This is a genomic window from Phreatobacter sp. (assembly GCF_027532945.1).
GTDB lineage: Bacteria > Pseudomonadota > Alphaproteobacteria > Rhizobiales > Phreatobacteraceae > Phreatobacter.
In genome coordinates this window covers 141,493-155,524 of sequence record NZ_JAPZTZ010000012.1, presented here as the reverse complement: position 1 = coordinate 155,524, position 14,032 = coordinate 141,493, and the positions used below count along the sequence as shown (strand labels likewise).

13 protein-coding genes are annotated in these 14,032 nt (G+C 68.6%); 9 read left to right on the top strand and 4 right to left on the bottom strand.

All coding sequences use genetic code 11. From position 1 onward, the window contains the following. The first annotated feature begins 81 nt into the window (after nucleotides 1–81). The gene (locus tag O9344_RS09515; RefSeq protein ID WP_298475744.1) at nucleotides 82–1,674 is read left to right on the top strand and encodes an ABC transporter substrate-binding protein; all 1,593 of its coding nucleotides are present in this window, start codon (nucleotides 82–84) and stop codon (nucleotides 1,672–1,674) included. 57 nt (nucleotides 1,675–1,731) lie between these two features. Here the strand turns inward: O9344_RS09515 and O9344_RS09510 are convergent, their stop codons facing one another. Continuing rightward, nucleotides 1,732–2,496 carry a polysaccharide deacetylase family protein gene (locus O9344_RS09510; RefSeq protein ID WP_298475741.1) on the bottom strand — a complete coding sequence of 255 codons (765 nt, stop codon included), beginning with the start codon at nucleotides 2,494–2,496 and terminating at the stop codon, nucleotides 1,732–1,734. A 127-nt stretch (nucleotides 2,497–2,623) separates the two neighbouring features. Between O9344_RS09510 and mgtE the strand changes: the two genes are divergently transcribed. From mgtE to O9344_RS09490, 4 genes are all read left to right on the top strand, one after another. Next, on the top strand, nucleotides 2,624–4,036 hold the full coding sequence (mgtE, locus tag O9344_RS09505; RefSeq protein WP_298475738.1) for a magnesium transporter: 1,413 nt from the start codon (nucleotides 2,624–2,626) through the stop codon (nucleotides 4,034–4,036). A gap of 148 nt (nucleotides 4,037–4,184) precedes the next feature. Then, nucleotides 4,185–5,750 (top strand): bifunctional diguanylate cyclase/phosphodiesterase, encoded by a 1,566-nt coding sequence (locus O9344_RS09500; protein ID WP_298475735.1) that lies wholly within the window; start codon nucleotides 4,185–4,187, stop codon nucleotides 5,748–5,750. A 145-nt stretch (nucleotides 5,751–5,895) separates the two neighbouring features. Next, entirely contained in the window at nucleotides 5,896–6,603 is a 708-nt protein-coding gene (locus tag O9344_RS09495) for a ribonuclease activity regulator RraA (RefSeq protein WP_298475818.1), read from the top strand. Between the two features lie 55 nt (nucleotides 6,604–6,658). Further along, the gene (locus O9344_RS09490) at nucleotides 6,659–7,648 is read left to right on the top strand and encodes a GH25 family lysozyme (protein WP_298475730.1); all 990 of its coding nucleotides are present in this window, start codon (nucleotides 6,659–6,661) and stop codon (nucleotides 7,646–7,648) included. A 230-nt stretch (nucleotides 7,649–7,878) separates the two neighbouring features. Here O9344_RS09490 and O9344_RS09485 read toward each other — a convergent pair whose 3' ends face one another. Continuing rightward, a complete protein-coding gene (locus O9344_RS09485; RefSeq protein ID WP_298475726.1) occupies nucleotides 7,879–8,391 on the bottom strand; it encodes an isoprenylcysteine carboxylmethyltransferase family protein in 513 nt (170 codons plus the stop codon). A 71-nt stretch (nucleotides 8,392–8,462) separates the two neighbouring features. On the opposite strand from O9344_RS09485, the gene O9344_RS09480 reads away from it, so the two are divergent. Further along, nucleotides 8,463–9,635 (top strand): isovaleryl-CoA dehydrogenase, encoded by a 1,173-nt coding sequence (locus O9344_RS09480; protein WP_298475723.1) that lies wholly within the window; start codon nucleotides 8,463–8,465, stop codon nucleotides 9,633–9,635. After that, nucleotides 9,632–10,450, top strand: a complete 819-nt coding sequence (locus O9344_RS09475) for a YdcF family protein (protein WP_298475720.1) — start codon at nucleotides 9,632–9,634, stop codon at nucleotides 10,448–10,450. The genes O9344_RS09480 and O9344_RS09475 overlap by 4 nt, the downstream gene beginning before the upstream one ends. Before the next feature lie 4 nt (nucleotides 10,451–10,454). Here O9344_RS09475 and O9344_RS09470 read toward each other — a convergent pair whose 3' ends face one another. After that, the gene (locus O9344_RS09470) at nucleotides 10,455–10,721 is read right to left on the bottom strand and encodes a DUF3253 domain-containing protein (protein WP_298475717.1); all 267 of its coding nucleotides are present in this window, start codon (nucleotides 10,719–10,721) and stop codon (nucleotides 10,455–10,457) included. 82 nt (nucleotides 10,722–10,803) lie between these two features. On the opposite strand from O9344_RS09470, the gene O9344_RS09465 reads away from it, so the two are divergent. Further along, nucleotides 10,804–12,795, top strand: coding sequence for a hypothetical protein (locus tag O9344_RS09465; RefSeq protein ID WP_298475714.1), 1,992 nt, complete (start codon nucleotides 10,804–10,806; stop codon nucleotides 12,793–12,795). On the opposite strand, the gene O9344_RS09460 is transcribed toward O9344_RS09465, so the two are convergent. Next, on the bottom strand, nucleotides 12,792–13,469 hold the full coding sequence (locus tag O9344_RS09460; protein ID WP_298475711.1) for a DUF599 family protein: 678 nt from the start codon (nucleotides 13,467–13,469) through the stop codon (nucleotides 12,792–12,794). The genes O9344_RS09465 and O9344_RS09460 overlap by 4 nt on opposite strands. A gap of 108 nt (nucleotides 13,470–13,577) precedes the next feature. Here O9344_RS09460 and O9344_RS09455 point away from each other — a divergent pair, with 108 nt between their 5' ends. Beyond that, the gene (locus O9344_RS09455) at nucleotides 13,578–13,991 is read left to right on the top strand and encodes a rhodanese-like domain-containing protein (protein WP_273513573.1); all 414 of its coding nucleotides are present in this window, start codon (nucleotides 13,578–13,580) and stop codon (nucleotides 13,989–13,991) included. Nucleotides 13,992–14,032: the final 41 nt, after the last annotated feature.

Below are 14,032 nucleotides of genomic sequence, written 5' to 3'. Positions count from 1 at the left end.
TTCCTACTCTCGACGGGTCGGGACGGGAATGTCGGCTCGCCCCGGCACCGTCACCTGCCGCCGACCGCCGAGGAGCCTCCCATGCGCATTACCCGCCGCCAGGGCCTTGCCGCTGCCGCCGCGCTCATCGCCGCCCCCCGCATCGGCTTCGGCCAGGGCGCCGAGAGGCCGCTGCGCTTCGTCGTCAATGTCGGCCTGCAGAACCTCGACCCGATCGCCAGCCCGTCCTTTGTGACGCGCAATTTCGGCTACATGGTCTTCGACACGCTCGTCTCGCTGGACGGGAAGGGCGAGTACAAACCGCAGATGCTGGAAGGCTGGGTGGTCAGCGCCGACCGCCTCACCTGGACCTTCAAGCTGCGCGCGGGCCTGCGCTTCCACGACGGCGCCAAGGTCACGTCCGAGGACGTCATCGCCTCGCTGAAGCGCTGGGGCAGCCGCGACTCCATCGGCCGCCGGCTGATGGCCGCGACCGGCGAACTCGTCGCCAATGGCGAGGACGGGTTCATCCTCAAGCTGAAGCGGCCCTTCGGCGGCGTTATCGACGCTCTCGGCAAGCCCTCGGTCCATGTGCCGGTCATGATGCCGGCGCGCATCGCCAATGCGACGCCGCCGACCCAGCAGGTCTCCGAGATCGTCGGTTCGGGTCCTTACGTCTTCCAGCGCAGCGAATGGGTGCCGGGTGACCGCGCGACCTTCCGCAAGTTCGACCAGTATGTCCCTCGCAACGAGCCGGCCGATGGCCTTGCCGGCGGCAAGATCGCCAAGATCGCGCGCATGGAAATGTTGACCATGCCGGACATTGCGCTGCGCTATGCGGCGCTCACCCGCGGCGAGGTGGACTATCTCGAATATGCGCCGGTGGACCTGATCCCGCGGATGCGCCGCGATCGCAATCTCACCTTCGCCCAGGCGGGCGGACGGGCGAACCTGATGTATGCGGTGTCGATCAACCACTTCCAGACGCCGATGGACAATGTCTTCGTCCGCCGGGCCATCCAGCAGTGCCTCGACCGCGGCGAGGTTCTGGCCGGTGCCGGTTTCGGCGGCGAACTCGGCAAGCCCGACTGCACCTCGATGTTCATGTGCGGCGCGCCCTACGAGAACACCGGCGGCAGCGCCGAGCTCGCCCAGACCAGCATCGCCAAGGCCAAGGCGCTGCTCGCCGAGGGCGGCTACAAGAACGAGAAGATCGTCCTGCTGCATCCCCTCGACAGCTCTCTTCTCAATCCCTTCGGCAGCGTGCTGATCGACCGGATGAAGCAGGCGGGCTTCAATCTCGATGTCCAGGGCCTGGAATGGTCGGCCATCGCCCAGCGTTGGGTGCAGAAGAACCCGCTGGACCAGGGTGGCTGGAGCGTCATTCCGGTGGTCTATACCGGCTTCGACATGTCGGACCCGCTGTCGAATCTCGGCGTCGGCTTCAACTGCACGGGCAACCAGCCCTGGGGCTATTGCGTCGATCCGATGAAGCCGGTGCTCGAGCAGTTCGAGGCCGAGAGCGACCCGGCCAAGCGCAAGGTGCTGGCCGAACAGCTGCAGAAGTTCGCGCTGGAGAACGCGACCTTCCCCATCGCCGGCCAGTTCCAGAGCCCGGCGGTGTGGCGCAGCGAACTCGCGGGCGTCATCGATTTCGGCTTCCCAGTGATGTGGAACATCGAGCGCAGGGGCTGAGCCGCCTGACACCGGACGCATCAAAGCCCCGGCCTTGGCGCCGGGGCTTTTCTCGCATCAGGCCGGGATGATGTGGACGACCCGGTAGCCGGCGGCCTTCATGGCCCTGAGGCAGGCCGGGAGCATCGCCGCGGTCTGGGGCCGGGTGTCGTGGAACAGGAGGATGCCGCCGCGGCTCTGGGCGAGGCGGCGCATCACCAGGGCAAGCTGCTGGTCGGGCGCCATGTCATTCCAGTCGCTGGCCCAGAGGTCCGCGCCGAAAATGCCGATGTCGCGGGCGGCGAGCCCCTGATTGAGCGCAGTGGAATCGCCAAACCCGGGGTAGCGGAAGAAGGGCGTGCGCGGCCGGCCCGCATAGGCGCCGTAGAGCGCGGTGTCGACGGCACGGAAACCGGCTTCGATGTCTGCCTCGGCGGTGGCCTGCGGCAGCTGCGCCAGCGTCATCGGGTGGGTGTTGGAGTGGTGACCGACCGTGTGGCCCGCCGCCAGCACCCGGCGGGCGAGGGCAGGGTGGGCCGCGGCCTGGCGGCCGATCATGAAGAAGGTCGCCTTGACGCATTCGCGGGCGAGGCTGTCGAGGATCGGCTCGGTCGTGCCGGGATGGGGGCCGTCGTCGAAGGTCAGAACCACCTCGCCGGGGGCGAGCGGCAGGGTCGCGGGATAGCTTCGGCGGCCGACCCTCAGCGCACCCGTGGTGCGCACCTCGAGCACGCGGGCCGTGCCGAGTGCCTCCAGGCCGCAGGCGGCACGGGCGAGCCCGGGCAGGGCGGTCGCAAGGGCCGAGCCGAGGATGAGGCGGCGCGACGGCCGAAGCTGGGTCATGCTGGGCTGGTGTCCCGGTGGTTCAGGTCGGCGTGATGCTAGGCCCTCCGGCTTGCCAAATCGCTGCGCCGCATCCAAGAACGTCCTATCCCTTATGGCTCGTCGCGCATCGCCCGGGAGGCCCGCCATGGTCGAGACCCAGCCGCCTCTCGCCCGTGCGCTGGAATGGCGCGACAGGGACTGGCGCGACGATGAAGGCGAACTCCTGCCGGCGGTCGTGGACGTTGTCTGCGCCATGCTCGTCGAGGGCGATGCGGAGAGCCTGAAGACGCTCGTCTCCGAAGCGCACGAAGCCGATGTCGGTGCACTTCTCGCCCAGCTCGATCCCGACGACCGCAATCGGCTCGTCGAGCTTCTCGGCGCTGATTTCGACTTCACCGCGCTCACCGAGGTCGACGAGACCATCCGCGTCGAGATCCTCGAGGAGATGGAGCCCGAGCAGGTCGCCGAAGGCATCGCCGAGCTCGAGACCGATGATGCCGTGGCGATCCTCGAGGACCTCGACGAGGCCGAGCGCAGCGAGATCCTCGACAAGCTGCCGGCCAGCGACCGCTTCGCCCTTCGCCGCGCCTTCGACTATCCGGAAGGCTCGGCCGGCCGGCGCATGAAGGACGAGTTCATCGCCGTGCCGCCCTTTTGGACGGTGGGGCAGGTGATCGACCACCTGCGGGACTCCGCTGATCTGCCCGAAGACTTCACCGAAATCTTCGTCGTGGACCCAGGCTATCATATTCAGGGGCATGTCCGCCTCGACAGGCTGCTGCGCGCCCAGCGCCCGGTGGCGGTCACCGACATCCTCGAGGAGGAGACGCGCACCGTTACCGCGAGCGAGGACCAGGAGGACGTGGCGTTCATGTTCGAGCGCTACAACCTGCTCTCCGCCCCGGTGGTCGACGAGGGCAACCGCCTCGTCGGCGTCCTCACCGTCGACGACATCGTCGACGTCATCGAGGAGGAGGCGGATGCCGACATCAAGCAGCTCGGTGGCGTCAAGGCGGACGAGGAGATCTCCGACAGCGTCTGGACGACGGCCAAGGGGCGGTTCCGCTGGCTGTTCATCAATCTGATCACCGCCTTTCTCGCCACGACTGTCCTCAAGTCCTTCGAGGTCCAGCTCGCCGAGATGGTGGCGCTGGCCGTGCTTGCCCCCATCGTCGCGAGCCAGGGCGGCAACGCCGCGACCCAGACTATGACGGTGGCGGTCCGCGCCCTCGCCACGCGTGAGCTCGGCCCCCGCAACGCCTTCCGGATCGTCCGCCGCGAGGTGGCGGTCGGTTTCCTCAATGGCATCGCCTTCGCTCTCATCACCGGCGCGGTGGCGAGCTTCTGGTTCACCAATGCCAATATCGGCGTGGTGATCGGCCTCGCCCTGGTCTGCAATCTTGTCGCGGGATCGCTGGGCGGCGTTTTGATCCCGCTGCTGCTCGACCGATTACGGGTGGATCCGGCGATTTCATCGGGTCCTTTCGTGACGACCGTCACGGATGTCACGGGTTTCCTCAGCTTTCTCACTATTGCGACCTGGTGGTTCAAGCTTTAGACGCCCAGTAAAGGCGTGAATCTAGTCGGCTAAACAGAAGAATATTCCGCGTTTTGTCTGGGAATTGCGCGGCCGGAGTGCCAACGCAATCTTAAATCATGCCCCATAAGTTGCCGGCGTCGTGCATGCGTACCGGCGGGGGTCCGGAATGTCGATTTCAGTCAAGCGCCGTGCCGATGCGGCGTTGAGTGGCCAGATCTGGGCCGTGGCAGCCGGCGTCGTTTCGCTGGTCGTCGCGATCGCCGTGCTTGCGATCCACGCCTGGTATCCGGTCCGGCTGGTCGTGGGTGCCGACGGCTCGTGGGTCGGCCAGCTCGCAGCCTGTGCCGGCATTGCGGCAGTTGTGACGCTGGCGCTCCTCGTCCGGCTGCGCGTGTCGCAGCGCGAGGTCATTGCCGGCGCGCGCTTCCTCCTGCCCCCGGGCATTGACGGCCTGACGGGCCTCGCCGACCGGGCCGCCTTCTGCCGCAGCTTCGAGCAAGTCCTCGACACCATCGACCGCCGCGGCGGCGCCACGTTGCTGCTGCTCGACCTCGATCTCTTCAAGGAGATCAATGATACCTACGGCCACCACGCTGGCGACGCGGTTCTCGCCGAGGTGGCGCGGCGCATGCGGTTCATCTGTGGTCCCGATGTCGCCATCGGCCGCCTGGGCGGTGACGAGTTCGCAGTGCTCATCGAGGGCGCGCCGGAGGCAACCGACATCACGGCGGCCTGCCGGCTGATCATCGCCGAGGTGCGCAAGCCCATCCCCTACGACGGCAACGTGCTCACGATCGGCGTCTCCATCGGCTTCTGCGCCACCCAGGAGCGCGGCACAACGCGCGATGACATGATGCGGCGCGCAGACCGGGCGCTCTATCTCGCCAAGGCCCGCGGCAAGAATTGCGCGGTGCCCTTCCATCCCGACATGGATCGCGATGAATCCCAGCGGCGCTACCAGGAGCGGGAGCTGCGCGGGGCCCTGATCAACGGCGAAATCGATATCGACCTGCAGCCGATCTTCGGCACCGACGGTGTCACCATGAAGGGCGCCGAGGCACTCGCCCGCTGGAACCATCCCTATCGCGGTCGCGTCGGCCCGTCGGAATTCGTGCCGCTGGCCGAGAGCTGCGGCCTGATCCACCGCCTCGGCGCGACCATCCTGCGGCTCGCCTGTCGGGCGGCGGTGCGGTGGGAGGAGCTGTTCGTTTCGGTCAACGTGTCGCCGACCCAGTTCCGTCGCAGCGACTTCATCGCCCAGGTGAAGGCGGCGCTCGCCGACAGCGGACTGCCGCCGGAGCGGCTCGTGCTCGAGATCACCGAAGGCGTCATGATCGAGGACACCGAACATGCCCGCGCCGTGACGCACGAACTCCGGGCGCTTGGGGTGAAGATCGCTCTCGACGACTTCGGAACGGGCTTTTCCTCGCTCAGCTATCTGCGGCGCTTCAACCTCGATGCCCTCAAGGTCGATCGCAGCTTCGTCGCTGACCTCGACAGCGGCGTCGAGGCGGCGACCATCCTCCACTGCGTCGTCAATCTAGGCCGCGCCCTCGGGCTCAAGGTCGTCGCCGAGGGCGTCGAGACCGCTGAACAGGCGCGGTTCCTGCGTGCGGCGGGTTGCGGACTGATGCAGGGCTATCATCTGGCCCGGCCCATGCCCGTGGACGAGTTCGACCGGCGCTATGCCGTCACTCGCGCGCCGCAGACCGGGCTTGCCGCCACCGGTTGAGGCGCGCCGGCCGGCCGTCCTCCGGTCTCAGCGGATGTGTCGTGGCTCACGAATGCATGGCCTCGGCGCTCGACAGGCGGGCCGGGCTCGGGCAGGTTCGGCGCCCTCGAACCTTTACCCAGAGTCCTTGTCCATGACCGCCGTTCTGCCGCTCGATCCCGCCGTGAAGGCCAAGCTCGAGACTATCACCACCGCGACCCTGACGACGGTGCTCCTCAAGAAGGGCCTGCGGAAGATCTGGATGGCGGGCACGCAGCCCTTCTCCCATGCCGGCAAGCGCACGGTCGGTCGCGCCTTCACCCTGCGCTTCGTGCCGGCGCGCGAGGATCTCGCGACCCCCGCCAGCTGGTCGAACCCGATCTCCACCCGTGGCGCCATCGAGGCGATGCCCGAGGGCGTCATCGCCGTGGTCGATGCCATGGGCTCCAAGGAGGCGGGCATTTTCGGCGACATCCTCTGCGCGCGCATGGCGAAGCGCGGCGTCGCCGCCCTTGTCACCGACGGCGTGGTGCGTGACGCCGATGGCGTCCGCGGCACCAAGCTGCCGGTCTGGTGTTCGGGCGCGGCCGCCCCGGCCTCGGTTGCGGCTCTGACCTTCATCAACTGGCAGGAGCCGATCGGCTGCGGTGGCGTCGCCGTCTTCCCGAACGACATCGTGGTCTGCGATGGCGACGGCGCCGTGCTCATCCCGCAGGACATGGTCGACGCCGTGCTCGAGGCGGCGGAAGCGCAGGAGCATCTCGAGGGCTGGCTCATGGGCGAGGTCGAGAAGGGCCTGCCTCTGCCGGGCCTCTATCCGCCCAACGCCGAGACCAAGGCGCGCTACGAAAAAGAAACCGGTCGTAAAGCATAAGGATGGTTCGGCGGCCGCCCCAGCGCGGCCGCATTTCCCCGCCAGAGCCCCGACGATGACGCGACGCCCGATCCTTCTCGCCGCCGTGACCCTCCTGGGGCTCCAGCTCGCCGCCTGCGGCAGCGTACCGACCGCCGAGGTCTCGGCCTCGGCGACCGGCGATCATCCTTTCCCGACAGTCACCCACACGGTCGGCCACCACGCCCATCCTGTGCACGGCATCGACGTGTCGAAGTACCAGGGCACGATCGACTGGCAGCAGGTGAGGGCGGCCGGTGTCTCCTTCGCCTTCATCAAGGCGACCGAGGGCGGAGACCTGCTCGACAGCCGTTTCCGCGAGAACTGGGAAGGGGCGCGGCGCGCCGGCATCCCGCGCGGGGCCTACCACTTCACCTATTGGTGCCGGCCTATGGCCGACCAGATCGCCTGGTTCAAGCGCAATGTGCCCGTCGAGCCGGACGCGCTGCCGCCGGTGCTTGACGTGGAATGGAACTTCCAGTCGCCCACCTGCCCGCGGCGGGTGCCGGTCCCGGTCGCCCAGGCGAAGATGCGCGAGTTCCTGCACGCCATGGAGCGCCATTACGGCAAGAAGCCGATCATCTATGCCGACATCAAGTTCCACCGCGAGGTCCTCGCCAGCGGCGAGTTCGCCGAATATCCGTTCTGGGTGAGGTCGGTCGCCGCGGTGCCGCACGAGCGCTATCCCGGCCGCCGCTGGGCCTTCTGGCAGATCACCGCCACCGGGCGTGTGGCTGGCATCAACACGCCGGTCGATCGCAACGTCTTTGCCGGGACCCCCCACCAGTGGCAGCAGCTCGCCCAGACCGGCTTCCGCCATCGCCACCACCACCATGGCGCCACGGCTGTGGCCTCGGCCCCCGCGCCGCAGGCACCCACCTCGCCGGCCGTGACGGTTGCCGCTGCCGAGGCGCAGCCCCAGCAAGTGCCGACGGCGACGACCAGCGTTCCGGCGGCCGCCGTGCCGACCGCGGAGACGCCTGCCATGGGCACGGCACCCGTGCCGGCCTCGCGGCCGCCGTTCTAGGTTCCTCGCAGCCCTGCATTGAACAACTGCGTCCTTCGAGGCTCGCTCGCTTCGCTCTCTCGCACCTCAGGGTGAGGGAGGTCGGTGCCCTGCATCGGCGTCGTCTGACGCGCGATCGATAGGCTTCAGCCAAGCGGAATGCTGGTCTCGACCGTCCTCATCCTGAGGTGCGAGAGAGCGAAGTGAGCGAGCCTCGAAGGACGCACTTCCTCAATGCAGGGACGATCGCATCACACCCATCGCCGCACGCGCGCCGCATAGGCCTCCCATTCCGCACCGAAGCGGGCGGCAAGGTGGGCCTCCTCGCGGCGGATGGCGAAATGGGTCATGGCCATGATGAAGACGGCCGCCGCCACGAGATAGGCGAGCGAGCCCTCGACTCCGCCGAACCCGGCGATGAGGCAGAGTTCGCCGAGATAGATGGGGTTGCGGCTCCAGGCGAAGGGGCCTGACGTCACCAGCCGCGTCGCGGGGTGGTGCGGCAAGATGGCGGTCCGCGCGCGCGACAGGGTCGAACTCGACCAGAGCACCAGCGCAAGGCCGGCGCCGAGGGCCAGTGCGCCGAGGAGCTTGGCGATACCGGGGGCGGGCAGGGCGACCCGCGCCAGGCTGTCGAGCCCGAAGCCCAGCGCCAGCGACAGGCCGAAAATGACCGGCGGCAACGGCCAGCGGTTTGGCCGCTCGGCATAGTCGCTCGCCCCGTTCTGCTGCGTCATCGCTTCACCCTGCCTCTCGGCGATCATGACATGGTCCAATGCCGCTTCTATAACCATGGCCCCGGCCCGGACGAAGGGCCGCACCCGAGGATGACCCCATGCTGAGGAACGCGCCGCGCCCCTTCGACTTCGATCTCGGCGAGACCGCCGACATGCTGCGCGACACGGTCTTCGCCTTCTCGCAGGAGGAGATCGCCCCGCGCGCGGCGGAGATCGACCGGACCGACCAGTTCCCGATGGACCTCTGGGAGAAGATGGGCGGCCTCGGCCTTCTCGGCATCACCGTCGAGGAAGAGTATGGCGGTTCGGGCCTCGGCTACCTTGAGCACTGCATCGCCGTGGAGGAGATCTCGCGGGCCTCGGCCTCGGTCGGCCTGTCCTACGGCGCCCATTCCAATCTCTGCGTCAACCAGATCCGCAAGAACGGCTCGGAGGCGCAGAAGCGGCGCTACCTGCCGAAGCTGATCAGCGGCGAGCATGTCGGGGCGCTGGCCATGTCCGAGCCCGGCGCCGGCTCCGACGTCGTGTCGATGAAGCTGCGGGCAGAGAAGAAGGGCGATCGCTACGTGCTCAACGGCACGAAGATGTGGATCACCAACGGCCCCGATGCCGATGTGCTGGTCGTCTATGCCAAGACCGATCCGGCGGCGGGCGCGCGCGGCATGACCGCCTTCCTCATCGAGAAGGGCTTCAAGGGTTTCTCTTGCGCCCAGAAGCTCGACAAGCTCGGCATGCGCGGCTCCCATACCGGCGAACTCGTCTTCGAGGATTGCGAGGTGCCCGAGGAGAACGTGCTCGGTGAGGTCGGCCGCGGCGTCAACGTGCTGATGAGCGGGCTCGATTACGAGCGCGCCGTGCTGGCCGCCGGCCCGCTCGGCATCATGCAGGCCTGCATGGACGTGGTCATGCCCTATGTCCACGAGCGCAAGCAGTTCGGCCAGGCCATCGGCGAGTTCCAGCTCGTCCAGGGCAAGCTTGCCGACATGTATGTGTCGATGAACGCCGCCCGCGCCTATGTCTATGCGGTGGCCAAGGCCTGCGATCGCGGCCAGACCACCCGCGAGGACGCCGCGGGCGCCATCCTCTACGCCGCGGAGAATGCCACCAAGATGGCGCTGGATGCGATCCAGCTGCTCGGCGGCAATGGCTATATCAACGATTATCCGACGGGCCGCCTGCTGCGCGATGCCAAGCTCTACGAGATCGGCGCCGGCACTTCCGAGATCCGCCGCATGCTGATCGGCCGCGAGCTGTTCCAGAAGACGGCATGAGCCTGGCGAACCACCTCTTCTTCTACCTGTCGAAGTTGCTCTGGTGGTTCGCGGCGCCGTCGAACCTGTTGACTTCGCTCATCGTTCTCGGCGCGCTGCTGCTCTTCACCCGCTGGGCGCGGGGAGGGCGGCGGCTGGTCGTCCTCGGCGCGCTCGGGCTCCTCATCTGCGGCATCGCTCCGCTCGGGACCTGGCTCGCCCGGCCGCTGGAGGATCGTTTCCCGCAGCCTCCCGCCGACATGGCGGCACCGACCGGCATCATTGTGCTCGGCGGCTCGATGGACCAGCTCACCAGCGCCGCGCGGGGACAGCCGACCATCGGCGCGGCCCCGGGGCGGATGACGGAGGCGGTGGCGCTCGCCCGGCGGTTCCCCGATGCGCGGATCGTTTTCACCGGCGGATCGGCGGAGGTTTTCCGCACCAGTGGCCTCGACGAGGCCGGCGCGGCCCTCGCGCTGTTCCGCCAGCTCGGCCTTGCGCCGGAGCGTCTGACGCTGGAGCGGGAGAGCCGCAACACCTACGAGAACGCGGTGCTCACCAAGGCGTTGGTGAAGCCGCAACCGGGCGAGCGCTGGCTGCTCGTTACCTCCGCCTGGCACATGCCGCGCTCCTTCGGCATCTTCCGGCAAGCGGGCTGGCCGGTCATCGCCTATCCCACCGATTTCGAGACGCGCGGCACGGATCGCGAGCTGACCCGGCCGACCCTGCCCATGAGCCGCGGGCTCGACCTCACGGACCGCATGGCGCGCGAATGGGTCGGCCTTCTCGCCTATCGGGTCGGCGGGCGCACGGACGCGCTGTTTCCCGCGCCCTGAGGCCTCAGTCCTGTCGCGGCAGGGTGAGGCGATAGACGCCGCGGAAATCCGCGGGGTCCACCGGCTTGCCCTTGCGCAGGATGACGAGCCTTCCCTCCATGGCGAGGCGCACGGCGGTGCGGCGGACGGGCTGCATCAGGCCGTGCCAGTCGATGCCACGATCGGTGCCCACCTGTTTCGCCGCTTCCGACGGGCAGATGGACTTGTCCGGCCCGCGCGCCGCGGCGAGCGTCAGGATGGCGGCTTCGAGGTCTGAATCGGGGGCACTCATGGGCCTCTCATGCACCAGCGCGGCAACGCCGTCGAGGGAGCGCCGCCACGGAGTGGAAACCTCGCGGTGGCAGGGTTGCGCCATGCCGCACCGTGCCGTCTCCGCCGCCCTGGTTCTTCTCACCGCCCTCGTAGGTCTCGCGCCGGCCAAGGCCGCCGGCGGCATGGCGGCGGGCCAACCCTTCCTCGATACGCTGGAGCCGGCCACCCTTGGCCTGCTGGAGCGGCGCGGCTTCGGCTTCGGCGCCACCTTCGGCAGGGGAGATGCAGCGAGCAACGCTGCGCTGCACGAGGCAAGCCCCGCCTATCGCCAGCTCACCACAACCGTCATCGCCGATGTCGCGGAGTTGCGCCGCGACATGGAGGCGACGGGCCGCAAGCTATACGAGATCACCGACGGCAATGTCGGCCGCGTCTTCGAGACCTCCTGGATGAGCGCGCCGACGGCCAAGTTCGGCCTCGTCGGCGTGGTCCTGCGGCTCGACCGGCGCGATTTCGCTCCAGCCCCCCGGCAGGCGGAGACCTGCGGCGAGGTGCGGCTGGTCTATCGGCTCGGCTACCGCTTCCAGCGGGCCGGCCGCACCTATGCCTCCCGCATGCCCTTCTCGGTCAATGTCGTCCATGACCTGCGACCGGGCGAGGGGGGCTGTGCGTCACTCGCCCGCGCCACGCGGGTCCCTGCTGATCTCCCGACGCCGGAGGCGCGCGCCGCCTGGCTTGCCACCACTGTGCTGGCGGGGGCGACCGGCCGGCCGAAGCAGGTCGAGATCAATGCGCAGGTGGTCCGCTTCCCCTCAGGCCAGGAGACGACGTTTGGCGGGCAGGCGGCCTATCTCATGCGTGTCTTCGGCGTCACCGATGCCGGCATCATCGAGAAGCCGCTGGAGAATACGCCCGATGCCGCGCGCCTGAAGGCCGATGCGGCGCTGCGCGACGATCTCGCCCGGTTCCTGACCGAACGGTCAGGCGAGATCGACCGCGGCGTGGTGCTCCTTCCCGAACGTTTCCTTGCCACCAAGGCCATCTCCTTCTCGACCTATGGCTCGGCAAGGCTCGCCAACCGGCCCTTCGCGCAGGCCTTCGGCCGCGACGGACAGGCCTTTGCCGGCCTCGCCTTTGCCAGCATGACCACGGCGGCCAGCCCCGCCGGCTTCATCGAGCGGCTCGATGCCGGCACCTGCCAGGGCTGCCACCAGTCCGGCGCGACCGCCGGCTTCCATCTCATCGGCGAGGATGCGCCCGATGCCTCGCCGGTGAACCGCGTGCTCATTGGCTATTCGCCGCATTTGCACGCGGAACGGCCGCGCCGCGCCGCCTATGCCGAGGCTGTCGCCGCCGGGCGCGAGCCGAACCGCTACCGGCCGCTGCCGCTCAGCCCGCCGGCGCGCTGGGGCGGGGAGGGCGTTCCCCTCTTTCAGCGGGCCTCGCTCGGGCAGGCCTGCCTGCCCGACTCACAACGCCGCCATGTCGCGGCGGGCTTCACCTGCGAGGGGCGCGCCACCTGCCAGGAGCTCGCGGAGAATGCCGCGCTGGGCGTGTCCTTCGGCCAGTGCGTGCTCAACGACAAGCGCGACGAGTACTCCGGTCAGGCCTGCCTCACCGGCCGCATCGCCACGGATCCGATCCGCCCGTGGCTCGACCGTTTCGCCGTTACCGGCCAGGTCAACAGCCGCGCCGCCCGAATCAATGCCCGCGACCATACCTGCCGGCCGCCGGTGGGCGGTGCGCCGGCCGGCCTCGCCTATCGCCAGTGCGACGAGGCGGACCGGCGCTTCGTGGGCTTCCGGCCAGGGCAGACGCCGCCGAACGAGATTTGCGGCTTCGCCGGCGGGCGCGCCTTCGACATCTGCGTCGCCACCAATGATTTCGCCAACTGCCTCGGCGGTTCCATCGTGCGGGGCATGCGGGCGACCTGTTCGGCGGAGCGCCTCTGCCGCGAGGACTTCATGTGCCAAGCCTTGCCGTCGGACCTGCCCGATGTGGGCCGCGTCGCCGGGCTGGGCTATTGCTCGCCGACCTATTTCCTCTTCCAGATGCGCCTCGACGGCCATCCGGACCCGCGCCGGAGGAGCTAGATCACCGCCTGCCGGCTCTCCGAATGGAACTGCCGTCGGTAGAGCACGGCGAAAACGGCCGTTGTCGCGACGACGAAGACCACCGGCCCCGCGAACCACCCGAGATAGCCGAGGGCGAAGAAGAAGGCGCGCTGACCCCGGTTGAAATGGGCGGCGGCGATGGTGTTCATCCGCGCCGCGCGCTCGGCCATGGCCTTGGCCTCGTCGGAGGTGCGCCGGTCGCCCTCCGGCGTCGCGCCGATGAGGATGGCGCAGTAGTTGAACAGCCGGTAGGCCCAGCCGAACTTGAAGAAGGCATAGACGAAGACGACGGTGAGGCCGGCGAGCTTGATCTCCCAGAGCTGGCGCGTGCCGGCATGGCCGAAAGAGAGAGCCTGGACAACCTCCACGGCGCGGTCGGAGGCGTTGAGGAGACCGAGGCAGGCGCCGACCGCCAGGAGCGAGGTCGAGGCGAAGAAGGACGAGCCCTGTTGCAGCGTCATGTTGATCTGGGTGTCGACGATGCGGTTGGGGCGCACCGTCATCTCCTCCATCCAGCGCTGTCGGTAGATGGCCATGGAGGCGGTAAGACCGGTCTTGCCGCCGCTCCAGATCTCCACCAGCCAGGCATAGGTGCCCCAGGCCGCGACGAAATAGGCGAAGGCGAAAGCGTCGAAGAGGGTGAGGTCCAGCATCGGACAGGCGTAGCAAGGCCGGCGGGGCGGCGTCGAGTCACCCGCCGTCCGGCGGGTGTCCCGGCGGCGGGCGATGGGCTAGGCTCCCGCCCCTGACAGGAGGATCGCATGCCGCAGACCATCACGCGGGGCTACAAGGCGCTGATCGACCAGGCCAATGCCGAGGTGAAGACGCTGACCATCGAGGAGGCCAAGGCCCTCCATGGCCGCGACGACGTGGTCTTCGTGGACATTCGCGACCCGCGCGAGCTGGAGCGCGACGGCAAGGTGCCCGGTGCCTTCCACTGCACCCGCGGCATGCTGGAATTCTGGATCGACCCGGAAAGCCCCTATGCCAAGCCGGTGTTCCAGGAGGACAAGACCTTCGTCTTCTTCTGCGCCGGTGGGCTGCGCTCGGCGCTGGCCGCCAAGACCGCGCAGGACATGGGCCTGAAGCCCGTCGCCCATGTCGAGGGCGGGTTCGGCGCCTGGAAGAAGACCGGCGGTCCGGTGGAGGAGTGGGCGCCGAAGCCGAAAGGCTGAGGCGAGGCTGGACCGTGTCCTCGACTAACACAGCAAGGCCG

Bases quoted from the DNA above. Each gene is read 5' to 3' on its own strand.
- O9344_RS09515 (WP_298475744.1), top strand. From the start codon at position 82: ATGCGCATTACCCGCCGCCAGGGCCTTGCCGCTGCCGCCGCGCTCATC.
- O9344_RS09510 (WP_298475741.1), bottom strand. From the start codon at position 2,496: ATGACCCAGCTTCGGCCGTCGCGCCGCCTCATCCTCGGCTCGGCCCTT.
- mgtE (WP_298475738.1), top strand. From the start codon at position 2,624: ATGGTCGAGACCCAGCCGCCTCTCGCCCGTGCGCTGGAATGGCGCGAC.
- O9344_RS09500 (WP_298475735.1), top strand. From the start codon at position 4,185: ATGTCGATTTCAGTCAAGCGCCGTGCCGATGCGGCGTTGAGTGGCCAG.
- O9344_RS09490 (WP_298475730.1), top strand. From the start codon at position 6,659: ATGACGCGACGCCCGATCCTTCTCGCCGCCGTGACCCTCCTGGGGCTC.
- O9344_RS09485 (WP_298475726.1), bottom strand. From the start codon at position 8,391: ATGATCGCCGAGAGGCAGGGTGAAGCGATGACGCAGCAGAACGGGGCG.
- O9344_RS09480 (WP_298475723.1), top strand. From the start codon at position 8,463: ATGCTGAGGAACGCGCCGCGCCCCTTCGACTTCGATCTCGGCGAGACC.
- O9344_RS09475 (WP_298475720.1), top strand. From the start codon at position 9,632: ATGAGCCTGGCGAACCACCTCTTCTTCTACCTGTCGAAGTTGCTCTGG.
- O9344_RS09470 (WP_298475717.1), bottom strand. From the start codon at position 10,721: ATGAGTGCCCCCGATTCAGACCTCGAAGCCGCCATCCTGACGCTCGCC.
- O9344_RS09465 (WP_298475714.1), top strand. From the start codon at position 10,804: ATGCCGCACCGTGCCGTCTCCGCCGCCCTGGTTCTTCTCACCGCCCTC.
- O9344_RS09460 (WP_298475711.1), bottom strand. From the start codon at position 13,469: ATGCTGGACCTCACCCTCTTCGACGCTTTCGCCTTCGCCTATTTCGTC.
- O9344_RS09455 (WP_273513573.1), top strand. From the start codon at position 13,578: ATGCCGCAGACCATCACGCGGGGCTACAAGGCGCTGATCGACCAGGCC.